Here is a 12,492-nt window from a genome sequence, read left to right on the forward strand (position 1 = left end):
GTTTATTTAGGAATTGTCCCGCGCTCGATACGCACGCCAACGCTTGCCGCCTGAGCCACTGCACCCGGCTTACCGACCCGGATACGCACGCCGGGCGTTTTGAAACGCTTCATCAACAGATCGCAGATTTCTTCCGCGACGCGCTCGACCAGCGCAAACCGGTTTCCCTGCAGATGCGAAAGGATGGCATCGGTGACATCGGCATAGCTCAGACAGTCGCTGACATCGTCGCTGGCAGCGGCACGCCGGTTATCCCACGCCATTTCGACATCGAGCACCAGCTTCTGCTGCATACCCTGTTCCCAGTCGTATACGCCAATGGTGGTGAACACGGTGAGTTGTTCTATAAATACGATATCCATGATGTCACTCTCTGTTTTTGGCCAGGCCGGATACCACTTCCGGCGGATTATGCGTATTATCCACGCTTACCGGCAACAAAACGACCCAAAAGGAACGGTACGACGCTATGAGTGCTATCGCGCTTGGTATGATTATTTTCGCGTATCTTTGCGGCTCGATTTCCAGTGCGATACTGGTTTGTAAACTCGCAGGTTTGCCCGATCCGCGTACCTCAGGCTCCGGCAATCCCGGCGCCACGAATGTGCTGCGCATCGGTGGCAAAGCGTCGGCCGCGGCGGTACTGATATTTGATGTGGCTAAAGGGATGATTCCGGTCTGGATCGCCTGGATGTTGCACGTGACGCCCATGTACCTTGGCCTGACTGCAATAGCCGCCTGCCTCGGACATATCTATCCGGTGTTTTTCCGCTTTCGCGGGGGCAAAGGCGTGGCGACGGCATTGGGTGCGATTGCGCCGATTGGCTGGGATCTCACCGGCCTGATGACCGGCACCTGGCTGCTGACCGTGCTGCTGAGCGGCTACTCCTCGCTGGGCGCCATCGTCAGCGCGCTGATCGCACCGTTCTACGTCTGGTGGTTCAAACCGCAGTTTACGTTTCCGGTGTCGATGCTCTCCTGCCTGATCCTGCTGCGGCATCATGACAATATTCAGCGGCTGTGGCGCGGACAGGAAAATCGCGTCTGGAAACGGAAAAAAAAGAAAGCGTAAAAAAACCGGCTGCGCGCCGGTTTTTTGTTTTCAGATAGCGGGCAGTTCCGCCAGCGGCCAGCGCGGACGGACGCTGACGCCCAGCTCACCCCGCGTTCCGCCCTTCAGGCGCACCATGCCGGCATAGGCGATCATCGCGCCGTTATCGGTGCAGAATTCAGGCCGGGCATAAAATACCTCGCCACCGCGCGCACTCATCATTTCTGCCATGCGCGTGCGCAGCGTGCGGTTGGCGCTGACGCCGCCGGCGATCACCAGCCGCGTAAAGCCGGTCTGCTCCAGCGCGCGTTTGCACTTGATCATCAGCGTATCCACAACCGCATCTTCAAATGCACGGGCAATGTCCGCACGCGCCTGCTCGTCACCGTCATGCTCGCGAATGGTATTTGCCGCGAAGGTTTTCAGTCCGGAGAAGCTGAAGTCGAGGCCCGGGCGATCGGTCATCGGACGCGGGAAGCGGAAGCGGTTAGCTGTGCCCTGCTGTGCCATGCGTGACAGCATGGGGCCGCCCGGATAGTCGAGCCCCAGCAGCTTGGCTGTTTTATCAAATGCTTCACCCGCCGCATCGTCGATTGACTCACCCAGCAGCGTGTACTCCCCGATACCGGTGACGCTGATAAGCTGAGTATGGCCGCCGGAGACCAGCAGCGCGACAAACGGAAATGCCGGCGGATGCTCTTCCAGCATCGGGGCCAGCAGATGGCCTTCCATATGATGCACCGGCACCGCCGGCACATTCCAGGCGAACGCCAGCGCGCGGCCAATCGTGGCCCCGACCAGCAGCGCCCCCACCAGACCCGGACCGGCGGTATAGGCAACCGCATCGATATCACTGGCCTGCAGATGTGCTTCTTTCAGCGCCGCCTGTATCAGCGGCACCGTTTTGCGCACGTGGTCGCGCGATGCCAGTTCCGGCACCACGCCGCCGTAGTCGGCATGCAGCTTCACCTGGCTATACAGCTGATTCGCCAGCAGACCGGACGCATCGTCATAAATCGCGATGCCGGTTTCATCGCAGGACGTTTCAATACCCAGAACTCGCATAGCTTTATTACCCTCTTCTTGCGGCGCGCAGTGTAGCACAGGCAAAACTGCCGCCGGACTACTTTGACGGGAAAAAGTGTTTTTCTGCCGCACAAAGAGTGCGCTATACTCCACGGCCTGAAAAAACCGGCAGCCGCACAGGCAAACGCTCCTGTTGGTTCTAAATTATCCATGGTGCTTTACAAGCCAGCCCCGGCTGGAGTAAAATGCTGCACCATTTTGAAATGTGCTGGCGCCGCAGTCAGCAGCAAAAACCGAATTTTATCGAGGTGAGAGTTACATGCCGGTAATTAAAGTACGTGAAAACGAGCCATTCGACGTAGCACTGCGTCGCTTCAAGCGTTCCTGCGAGAAAGCAGGCGTTCTGGCTGAAGTTCGTCGTCGTGAGTTTTATGAAAAACCAACGACCGAGCGTAAGCGCGCTAAAGCGTCAGCAGTTAAGCGTCACGCCAAGAAACTGGCTCGCGAAAACGCACGCCGCACTCGTCTGTACTAATTTCTTTCGGAAGTTCGCTTCCGCCGCGTGTTAAACGCAGACAGAGTCAAGTAAGAGGCCGTGCTTTCCGAAAGGAAGCGCGGCTTGTTGCCGTTTAAGAGCTGAAAAAAATCGGGGCTTATGGCTGGACGAATTCCACGCGTTTTTATCAATGATTTACTTGCCCGCACGGATATCGTGGATCTCATCGATGCCCGCGTTAAGCTGAAAAAGCAGGGTAAGAACTATCACGCGTGCTGTCCATTCCATAACGAAAAAACCCCCTCTTTTACCGTCAGCGGTGAAAAGCAGTTTTACTACTGCTTTGGCTGTGGTGCCAAAGGCAACGCTATCGACTTCCTGATGAATCACGATCGTCTGGAATTTGTAGAGAGCGTTGAAGAACTCGCCACCCAGCACGGCCTTGAAGTGCCGTACGAAACAGGCAGCGGCCCCAGCCCGATTGAGCGTCATCAGCGTCAGAGTCTTTACCAGCTGCTGGAGAAACTGGATGGTTTCTATCAGCAGAGCCTGCGCAGTCCGGAAGCGGAGAGTGCCCAGCGCTATTTAGGCTCACGCGGGCTCAGCCAGCAGGTGATCGATCACTTTGCGATTGGCTATGCGCCTGCGGGCTGGGATAACGTGCTGAAGCGTTTTGGACAGCAGCAGGAAGACCGCGAATCGCTGATGGAAGCGGGCATGCTGGTCACCAATGATAAAGGCCGCAGCTACGATCGCTTCCGCGATCGCGTGATGTTCCCGATCCGCGATAAGCGCGGACGCGTTATCGGCTTTGGCGGACGCGTGCTGGGTAATGATACGCCTAAGTATCTAAACTCGCCGGAAACACCGATTTTCCATAAAGGCCGCCAGCTCTATGGCCTTTACGAAGCACAGAAGAACCATCCTCAGCCGGCACGCCTGCTGGTGGTGGAGGGCTATATGGATGTGGTCGCCCTGGCACAGTTCGGCATCGATTATGCCGTGGCGTCGCTGGGAACCTCCACAACGGCTGAACATATTCAGCTGTTGTTCCGCTCGACTGACACGGTTATCTGCTGTTATGACGGTGACCGGGCCGGTCGCGAAGCCGCCTGGCGCGCGCTGGAAACCGCCCTGCCCTATATGAATGACGGGCGTCAGCTACGCTTTATGTTTCTGCCTGATGGCGAAGATCCCGATACGCTGGTGCGTAAAGAGGGGAAAGAAGCGTTTGAAGCACGCATGGAGCAGGCGATGCCGCTGTCGGTGTTTCTGTTTGACAGTTTGATGCCACAGGTGGATTTGAGCACCCGCGATGGCCGTACCAAGCTGGCGACGCTGGCTTTGCCTTTGATCAGCCAGATCCCGGGCGAAACGCTGCGGATCTATATGCGCCAGACGCTGGGTAATAAACTCGGCATTCTGGACGATAACCAGTTAGACCGGCTGATGCCAAAGGCGGCAGAAAACGGTACGCCGCCTGTTGCGCCACCGCTGAAGCGCACCACAATGCGCGTACTGATTGCGCTGCTGGTGCAGAATCCGCAGTTTGCGACGATTGTGCCCACGCTTGACGGGCTGGCGCAGTCAAAACTTGCCGGTCTGTCGCTGTTTGTCGATCTGGTCAGCCGCTGCACAGAGAATCCTGGCCTGACGACCGGACAGCTACTAGAGTTATATCGCGGGACAAATTTTAGCCAGCCCCTTGAAACACTGGCTACCTGGAACCACATGATAGTGGATGAGGAAGCCGAAGCGGTGTTTCAGGATTCACTGGCAAGCATTTATGACGCTGCGCTGGAGCAGCGCCTGGAAGCGCTGATTGCGCGTGAGCGCACCGAAGGGCTCAGTGCCGCTGAGCGGCGCGAATTCTGGGCATTAAGCCAGGCATTAGCGAAAAAATAAGATTCAGCCGGGTCGGAATGGTGGAGTATTTCCCGTTCCGGCCTGCCGCTTTCGGTTTACACGCACATTAAGCGTAACCGTAAAGCACAACGATTTCAGACCGAATATCAAGCGGCTTAAGTGCCGAACTAAAAGGGGCTGCAGCCCTGGCCGCGTTGAAGGCAGCGGCAAAAACATAATGCCTTCACTGTTATAGTTGGCTCGCTGCCGACCGACACCAATCTAATTAACAGAAGTGTGGATACCGTCTTATGGAGCAAAACCCGCAGTCACAGCTTAAGCTGCTTGTCACCCGTGGTAAGGAGCAGGGCTATCTGACCTATGCTGAGGTCAATGACCATCTGCCGGAAGATATCGTCGACTCCGATCAGATCGAAGACATCATTCAGATGATCAACGATATGGGTATCCAGGTGGTGGAAGAAGCCCCTGATGCCGATGATCTGATGCTGAATGAGAACAGCACCGACACAGATGAAGATGCCGCAGAAGCTGCCGCGCAGGTCTTATCCAGCGTTGAATCTGAAATCGGACGCACAACCGATCCGGTGCGCATGTACATGCGTGAAATGGGTACCGTGGAGCTGCTGACACGTGAAGGCGAAATCGACATCGCCAAGCGTATCGAAGACGGTATCAACCAGGTGCAGTGCTCTGTTGCCGAATATCCGGAAGCTATCACCTACCTGCTCGATCAGTACGATCGTGTGGAAGCGGGCGAATCACGCCTGTCCGATCTCATCACCGGTTTTGTCGATCCTAACGCTGAAGAAGATCTCGCCCCTACCGCCACGCACGTTGGTTCTGAGCTGTCTGAAGAAGACCGCAATGACGACGAAGAGGAAGATGAAGAGAGCGACGACGACGACAGCAGCGACGACGACAACTCTATCGATCCGGAACTGGCGCGCGAGAAATTCCTCGAGCTGCGCACTCAGTACGAAGCAACCCGTACCGTTATTAAAGCGAAAGGCCGCAGCCACGCTGATGCCGTTGCCGAAATCAACAACCTTTCTGAAGTCTTCAAGCAGTTCCGCCTGGTGCCGAAGCAGTTCGACTACCTGGTAAACAACATGCGTGAAATGATGGAGCGCGTGCGTACGCAAGAGCGCCTGATCATGAAGCTGTGTGTTGAACTGTGCAAAATGCCGAAGAAGAACTTCATCACGCTGTTCACCGGTAACGAAACCAGTGAGAGCTGGTTCAAAGCAGCCCTGGCGATGAACAAGCCGTGGTCTGAAAAGCTGAAAGATGTTGAAGACGATGTGATGCGCTCGCTGCAGAAGCTGCTGCAGATCGAGGAAGAGACCGGCCTGACCATCGAACAGGTTAAAGACATTAACCGTCGTATGTCGATCGGCGAAGCGAAAGCGCGCCGCGCGAAGAAAGAGATGGTTGAAGCTAACCTGCGTCTGGTTATCTCTATCGCGAAAAAATATACCAACCGCGGCCTGCAGTTCCTCGATCTGATTCAGGAAGGCAACATCGGCCTGATGAAAGCGGTTGATAAGTTTGAATACCGCCGTGGCTATAAGTTCTCAACCTATGCCACCTGGTGGATCCGTCAGGCGATCACCCGCTCTATCGCCGATCAGGCGCGTACCATCCGTATTCCGGTGCATATGATTGAGACCATCAACAAGCTCAACCGTATTTCGCGCCAGATGCTGCAGGAGATGGGCCGCGAGCCGACCCCGGAAGAGCTGGCTGAACGTATGCTGATGCCGGAAGATAAGATCCGCAAGGTGCTGAAGATCGCCAAAGAGCCTATCTCCATGGAGACGCCGATTGGTGATGACGAAGATTCGCATCTGGGTGATTTCATCGAAGATACCACGCTGGAGCTGCCGCTGGACTCTGCTACCTCTGAGAGCCTGCGTTCTGCGACCCACGACGTGCTGGCGGGCCTGACCGCACGCGAGGCGAAAGTCCTGCGTATGCGTTTTGGTATCGATATGAACACCGACCACACGCTGGAAGAAGTGGGCAAACAATTTGACGTCACGCGTGAGCGTATCCGTCAGATTGAAGCCAAAGCGCTGCGTAAACTGCGCCACCCGAGCCGCTCGGAAGTGCTGCGCAGCTTCCTCGACGATTAATCATCTGCAGGAAAACACAAACCCCGGCACGCCGGGGTTTTTTATTGCCCGCTCTCCGGCAGCCCCAGCGCATCCGCCAGCTGGCGATACGCTGCCACCATCTCCTCCAGCGAAGCGCGGTTGAGCCCGCTGGGGTTCGGCAGCACCCAGATGCGCGTCTCCATCAGCGGCTGCGGCTGCTCGCCCCACTCCACTTTACGCTGCCGGAACGCACGCTGATACGCATCCTTGCCCAGCACCGCCAGCGCCCGCGGCTGATAACGTAAAATTTTATCCTGCAGCCGCAGCCCGCCGTCGCGCAGCTCATCGCCGCTCAGCTCGCTGGCCTGCGTGGTGGGACGCTCAACCAGCGCGGTGATGCCGCAGCCGGTCTCCAGCAGCCGCCGCTCCTGCTCCGGCTTCAGCAGCTCGCGCGTGAAGCCGGCCAGATAGATCACTTTCCAGAAGCGGTTGCCGGGATGCGCAAAATGATAGCCGGTATGCGCAGAAGATTTGCCGGGGTTAATGCCGCAGAACAGCACCTGCAGATCGTGTGCGATGATATCGCGAATGTCGTGTTCGGGTTGCATATGCCTCTGAATGCCTGATAAACGTGCTTAAAGGGTAGAATATTCAGCGGGATGGGGAAAGCGTGGTAATTATGATAAGTGAAAAGCCAGCGCCAGCAACCTGGCCAGTTAACGATTTCTTTTAGCGTCTGTGCAGCAAAAAAACGCTCAAACTGTTGTGGCAATCACTCCTGTCACAGCAGCACACCGATTTTTTCATTAATATCAATCACTCACCATTGTGCTAATTTTCATCAACCGATCGGTGAAGGCTGGATCGCCTCTGCCAGATACTTTATAATCCCCGCACTACTGGCCCCTTAGCTCAGTGGTTAGAGCAGGCGACTCATAATCGCTTGGTCGCTGGTTCAAACCCAGCAGGGGCCACCAAATTTAATGATGTAAATCATGCAGTTAAGCCACCTTTCAGGGTGGCTTTTTTGTTGGCTGCTGAGCAAGCTTCGCACAAAAGTTGTAGAGATACGCATTTTTCTGAATACTCACAAAGCCTTGCCCGCCTAACTCATATCTTCAGGGTTGTTTCCCGCAGGCTTTTGGCTTCAGATCCCCGCGAAAAATGAAAGGTGAAATGTGGATAAACAAGCCAGACTGGAGCATTTACACGAATGCTTACGCCGTGAAGTGATGATGAGTTCTAAGGATTTTTCGTGGTTTAGGACGCTGCATAAAGCGATTAAATGCCCGAATCGCCGTTATCACTTCTGGTGGCGCATAGCGTCGCACTGGCACCACTCAGGCAATAAGTTTCTGAAAAAATGGGCCATAAATATAAACAGACGCCTCATTTTCAAATATGGAACTGAAATTCAGTTAGGGGCAAATATCGGCCCTGGCATGGTGATTTCTCATCATCAGGGAATTGTGATAAACGGTTCGGTTGTCACAGGCCATTCCTTGCGGATAAGACAAAACACCACGATTGGCATTACCGGCGCAAATGCTGATAAAGAGCCAATATCAATTGTTATTGGCAATAATGTGAGTATTGGTGCAGGTTCCTGCATCATCGCTGACAGGATCCGGATCGGTGATAACGTTGTGATCGGCGCTATGTCCTTTGTAAATAGAGACCTTCCCGATAACACCACTGCTTATAGTGAAAAGGTTTTGCATGTACGGCCGAACAATTGAAATATAGAATAATTCAGCAGCCACTGTGCTTTTCAGTTATTTTATTGCTGAGGATTGCTGATTGTACTACCGGGTTAACATGCTATCGATAACGTCTAATGTCGTGCGAAAGAACAGAGCGTTATCAGACTGATAACAAAGCGTGGCTCAGGAAAGCACATCAATGTTATTCCTCATGCCAAAGAAAAAAGCATAGCAACTATCGTTACCGGGTTTGCAGCGATCCCCGGGAGTAAAGTCTGATAATGAGAAGTCTTAATAGCTTCTGAAATTCAGGTTTATATTGTATAGCGTCATGCTGTCGCTCCGGATTTAAATATCAGCAAACGAACAGGCTGAGTTTTTCCATTCCCTGCTGACTGGCGGCTCTGGCTTAACTCATCACGTTCTGCTGGCGCAGATGCCGCAGCAGCACCTTTCCTCCCGGCATAAAGTCGGTGCCATAACGCACGATACCAACGTCGTCCAGCCCGGCATCAATGGCATAACGCAGCTCACCGGGCTGCGTCTGTTCCAGCATCACCACATCAACCTGTTTCAGCCGGGGCTCATACTTCAGTAATACGTCAGAAAGAATATGTACCAGCTGATGTGCGGTGCCGGGCAGCCCCTGCAGGATGAGCGTCATATCCGGCAGGCCATAATCGGGCAGATGAGCCAGGGCACCGGCGCGGGTGTTAAGAATGCGCTGCAGGTTATCCAGCACCGACAGAATCACCTGTTCCCGTTCGCTCACCGCATCCAGCTCCAGGCCGCCGCTGAAATTGCCGTAAAGAATGTCGTAAAGTGAAGGCGTCATCAGGGTCTTTTCGCCTTTTCCGCTACCAGCGTCAGCGTGCCGTCACCCAGCTCAATCACCCTGGCCCTGTCCGGATGGAGGTCTGCGCGGGTCAGCAGCAGTCGCCACGTCTCATCCTGAGTATCTGGCGACAGAAACAGCCCGGCCACCGCCACAAACTCTGCTCTCTCCTCCATCGGCATATCAATACTGATCGACTCACCGGGACGCACCCGGATCGCTTTCTGCGCCATCAGATCTGCCCTCAGCACGTGGCTGTCAGCCGCTAACAGTGCAGGATAGTCGGCGGCGTCAAAGGCCTGACGGTCGCTGAGTTGCCAGATGCGTACCACGGTTGAGAGCGCAGCGCCCTGCGCGTTGCGGTTGGCGCCTTCGCGGGCGCGAAAGTCGAGATGCAGCGTGCGTATTTGTTTGTAAAAAAGAGAGTTTGTGACGGAGGCGGTGCCCTCGGATACTTTCTGCGTCAGACCGCAGCCGCTGGCGCTTAGCGCCAGCATCAGAGGGATAAGCGTCTTACCAGCGGTAGTCGCCCTGTTCATCGGTTTCACTCCTTGAAGGTTGTACCCGGACGCGCTGATAACGACCGAGCGGAATGGTGAGTAAATCAGGTTTGCGTGAGGCATTCAGGTTTCTTTGAGGCAGCAACGCGGTGCGGCCCAGCTGTTGTGCCGCTTCTGTCCGGCAACTCAGCTGCGCATCAGGCAGCATGGCGCGGTCGACGCACAGCTCCAGCCGCGCATCCAGCTTTGCCCCGAGGTAGACATGGAGCAGCGCCATCAGATCGCCGTGCAGTTGTCCGCCGGGCAGCCAGCCACGCACCTCCTCCGGGTTACCGGTCAGCAGTCGCAGTAATACCTGTCCGTTAACGTCGGTGGCATGCGTCCCCATGACCGGACGGCGCATCAGACTGACCGGTTGCTGCGTGCTCAGACGTAAACGGCAGGGCTGGGGAACACGGCGTGGATCCCACGGAACGATCTGCGCGCGCGTATCCGGTGCCAGCAGCGCCACCAGCGAGGTCATGCCCTCTGCGGTCCGGGCAGGCAGCATCATGACCGGTAACAGCGCCAGAAAGCGGGAAACCGGCGTGGCGATGTTTTGCGCACAGCCGTTTATCCCCAGACCAGCCAGCCCCAGCAGGTACTGAGAGGTTTTATCGGTGCCGCCAGGTGCGAACGTGGCCGGATAGGTGTATTTGCGCCAGATACGGTAAAACTGCGTAGTCAGCCGGTGACTGAAAATATCCAGAAAATCCTGAAGCGCCTCATGGCCCTCGCGCTGTCGGGTGATATCGTCGATATAGTGCGTTGGCAGCGGAGATGCCGTGCCATACAGCCCCATAAAATTGATGCGTACCGTGGGCGGAAGGTGCGGATGCCCGGAAGTGTCAGCCCCGCGAATTTCACCTGCCGGAAACCCCATGCCGGGGTGCGGCCTGAACCGTACCGGCTCGTGTCGCACCTGCCAGTCGCTGCCTGGTACCGGCGCTTCAGGATCGCACTTCTCCAGCAGCTGGCAAAAACGGTAAAAATTCATACAGGGCAGCTGGTTACCCAGCCGTGCTATCAGCCGGGCAGACGCTGGCTGTGATTCTCTTTCCATCGGAGACATTTTCCTTCAGGCCGGATAATCAGCGAGAGCTGAATGAACTGATTCATGTCCGCATACAGGGACAGGAAACGGTTAAGCATTTCACCAAACAGATGTACGTCGCCGTCACCGGTAAAACCGCTGCTGTCGAGCGTCACTTCAACATCAAGACCACGCAGCAGATAACCTGATTCAAACCGCTGCAGGCGGTGATGCTGCACGTCAAGAATCGCCTCCAGCCTGCGGTTGCAGAGTTCGTCATCCTGCCAGTTATAGAGCGCCAGCGTGCCGCGCAGCACCTCCGCACTGTTCATCATGTTGATAAAGCCCGAGCCGAGGTGACTCAGGACCCGCCAGTGAAAACGGTCCTCAGCGGGTGGATAAGCAGGCAGCGTCGGACGGGTCAGATTGCACACCGTTACCGGCGTCTGCAGCACCTGTTCGCAGCGGTCCAGCAGTGTACTCTGCAGCGCGCGACGCGGAAGCTGGCCGTTGGTGCCGGTGATGCGCAGCGAAAGCGTGTCGCGGGAAAGCACATCGTCTTTCTCCCACTGCTGACCGCCAAGGATCAGCCAGGTGTCATGCAGGCCGGTAACCCCCCGGCGCACGCGGGTATGAAAGTAGCGCTCCGGAGCATGACGTCGCATCATGCCGCCCCGGTGCCGGAAGCTGGTGAACGGAACATATTCAGCTGCCCCGGCCAGCCCTGAACCGCTGACCGCATCCACTGAGTAAATTTCTGTGTGCCCATCCTGCAGGCGCTTTGCGCGCAGCAGATACTCGCTCTCCAGTCCGTTCACGGTCAGCGGATCGGCTTCCAGGTCGAACAGGTTAATCACCGGTACGCAGTGCAGGCGCAGAGAGCGATCTTTCACCGGTAAATCACGCTGCCACGGCTCGCTGAACACCACCTCGATATCGATGTATGCCAGCCCGGGTGGAAGCGAGAGCATCTCCAGTCCGTTCAGGTTCACAAAGCGGAATTTCTCAGGAAAGGTGAAATATTCCAGCAGCAGCTGATAGCCGCTGAAGGCGCTCTCTCCCTTTGGCCAGAGCCGGTCATCCTCGTCAAATCCGCCCGGGCTGAACCAGCCGTCAAAGGCGCTACGCTCCGGCTGCCCGGCCAGACGAATGTACAGCGCCGCCTGACGGCGGGTCAGCCTCTGATGCAGCGCCGTCGCCACGGGCACATCTTCTCCCAGCCACAGGCTCAGCTGACGCAGGTCACACTGGCTCCAGTCTGCCTGTCCGCTGCTGGTCAGGCGCAGGCGTAGCACAGAGCGCCCATCCGGTTCAGTGCCCATAGCAACCCCGGCGACTGCCAGCGGGTTAAGCGTGACCGGCTTTGTGGTGCGATAGCGGCACACGGTATTTTTTGGCCCCACGGGACGGGAAAAGATCTCCAGCCCTGCAGGTGCCGTCTCTGCTATCTTCATTTTCGGCAGGTCCGGCGTCAGCGCCACCACAGCGAGTGACGGAATGGTGCGCAGATAGTGCGGCCAGAGCATGCTGACCAGGCCCTCGGTCAGTTCCGGCAGGTCATCATCAATCTTCTGACGCAGTCGTCCTACGCTAAAGGCGAAGCCTTCCAGCAGGCGTTCCACGAAGGGATCCGGGATGCCAGCGCGATCCAGGCTGAGCATGGCGGCGCGGTCAGGATGGGTTTCGGCAAATTCTTTTGCGGCGTCGCGCAGATAGCGCATTTCGATATCGTAATAGCGCAGGGTTAAGTCTTTCATGTTCTGACGAGCCTCTCTTATTTGAACGCACCCATATCAATCATCAATTTGAGAAACGTCAGCGATATCGGGAAAAAATAATGTCAT

Annotated in this window: 12 protein-coding genes and 1 tRNA gene; 6 read left to right on the plus strand and 7 right to left on the minus strand. The window is 56.1% G+C overall.

Going from position 1 to position 12,492, the window contains the following annotated elements:
- Positions 1 to 2 precede the first annotated feature (2 nt).
- Positions 3 to 362 (minus strand): bifunctional dihydroneopterin aldolase/7,8-dihydroneopterin epimerase, encoded by a 360-nt coding sequence (gene folB / locus B3041_RS16095; protein ID WP_065648158.1) that lies wholly within the window; start codon positions 360 to 362, stop codon positions 3 to 5.
- Positions 363 to 469: 107 nt separating this feature from the next.
- Here folB and plsY point away from each other — a divergent pair, with 107 nt between their 5' ends.
- Complete coding sequence (gene plsY / locus B3041_RS16100) at positions 470 to 1,072, plus strand: glycerol-3-phosphate 1-O-acyltransferase PlsY (protein WP_065648157.1); 603 nt, start codon at positions 470 to 472, stop codon at positions 1,070 to 1,072.
- Between the two features lie 30 nt (positions 1,073 to 1,102).
- Here the strand turns inward: plsY and tsaD are convergent, their stop codons facing one another.
- A complete protein-coding gene (gene tsaD, locus B3041_RS16105; RefSeq protein WP_065648363.1) occupies positions 1,103 to 2,116 on the minus strand; it encodes a tRNA (adenosine(37)-N6)-threonylcarbamoyltransferase complex transferase subunit TsaD in 1,014 nt (337 codons plus the stop codon).
- Between the two features lie 280 nt (positions 2,117 to 2,396).
- Here tsaD and rpsU point away from each other — a divergent pair, with 280 nt between their 5' ends.
- The 3 genes from rpsU (at position 2,397) to rpoD (ending at position 6,577) form a co-directional block, all read left to right on the plus strand.
- A complete protein-coding gene (gene rpsU / locus B3041_RS16110) occupies positions 2,397 to 2,612 on the plus strand; it encodes a 30S ribosomal protein S21 (RefSeq protein WP_001144069.1) in 216 nt (71 codons plus the stop codon).
- Between the two features lie 120 nt (positions 2,613 to 2,732).
- Entirely contained in the window at positions 2,733 to 4,478 is a 1,746-nt protein-coding gene (gene dnaG / locus B3041_RS16115; RefSeq protein ID WP_065648156.1) for a DNA primase, read from the plus strand.
- A 251-nt stretch (positions 4,479 to 4,729) separates the two neighbouring features.
- Entirely contained in the window at positions 4,730 to 6,577 is a 1,848-nt protein-coding gene (gene rpoD, locus B3041_RS16120) for an RNA polymerase sigma factor RpoD (RefSeq protein ID WP_065648155.1), read from the plus strand.
- Positions 6,578 to 6,618: 41 nt separating this feature from the next.
- On the opposite strand, the gene mug is transcribed toward rpoD, so the two are convergent.
- Positions 6,619 to 7,146 carry a G/U mismatch-specific DNA glycosylase gene (gene mug, locus B3041_RS16125; RefSeq protein ID WP_292977188.1) on the minus strand — a complete coding sequence of 176 codons (528 nt, stop codon included), beginning with the start codon at positions 7,144 to 7,146 and terminating at the stop codon, positions 6,619 to 6,621.
- Between the two features lie 293 nt (positions 7,147 to 7,439).
- Here mug and B3041_RS16130 point away from each other — a divergent pair.
- Together B3041_RS16130 and B3041_RS16135 are read left to right on the plus strand one after the other, a co-directional pair.
- Positions 7,440 to 7,515, plus strand: a tRNA-Ile gene (locus tag B3041_RS16130).
- A 201-nt stretch (positions 7,516 to 7,716) separates the two neighbouring features.
- Complete coding sequence (locus B3041_RS16135) at positions 7,717 to 8,277, plus strand: serine acetyltransferase (RefSeq protein ID WP_292977190.1); 561 nt, start codon at positions 7,717 to 7,719, stop codon at positions 8,275 to 8,277.
- Positions 8,278 to 8,650: 373 nt separating this feature from the next.
- Here B3041_RS16135 and tssE read toward each other — a convergent pair whose 3' ends face one another.
- Genes tssE through tssF form a run of 4 tightly spaced genes read right to left on the minus strand, consistent with a single transcriptional unit; the run spans position 8,651 to position 12,405 of the window.
- The gene (tssE, locus tag B3041_RS16140; RefSeq protein WP_292977192.1) at positions 8,651 to 9,076 is read right to left on the minus strand and encodes a type VI secretion system baseplate subunit TssE; all 426 of its coding nucleotides are present in this window, start codon (positions 9,074 to 9,076) and stop codon (positions 8,651 to 8,653) included.
- Positions 9,076 to 9,615 carry a type VI secretion system lipoprotein TssJ gene (gene tssJ, locus B3041_RS16145; RefSeq protein WP_292977194.1) on the minus strand — a complete coding sequence of 180 codons (540 nt, stop codon included), beginning with the start codon at positions 9,613 to 9,615 and terminating at the stop codon, positions 9,076 to 9,078. Before tssJ ends, tssE begins: the two co-directional genes overlap by 1 nt.
- Entirely contained in the window at positions 9,590 to 10,687 is a 1,098-nt protein-coding gene (gene tssG, locus B3041_RS16150; protein ID WP_292977196.1) for a type VI secretion system baseplate subunit TssG, read from the minus strand. Before tssG ends, tssJ begins: the two co-directional genes overlap by 26 nt.
- Positions 10,642 to 12,405, minus strand: coding sequence for a type VI secretion system baseplate subunit TssF (tssF, locus tag B3041_RS16155; RefSeq protein ID WP_292977198.1), 1,764 nt, complete (start codon positions 12,403 to 12,405; stop codon positions 10,642 to 10,644). The genes tssG and tssF overlap by 46 nt, the downstream gene beginning before the upstream one ends.
- Between the last annotated feature and the right edge of the window lie 87 nt (positions 12,406 to 12,492).

It is taken from the genome of Pantoea sp. UBA4549 (assembly GCF_002387285.1).
Classification (GTDB): Bacteria; Pseudomonadota; Gammaproteobacteria; order Enterobacterales; family Enterobacteriaceae; genus Pantoea; species Pantoea borealis.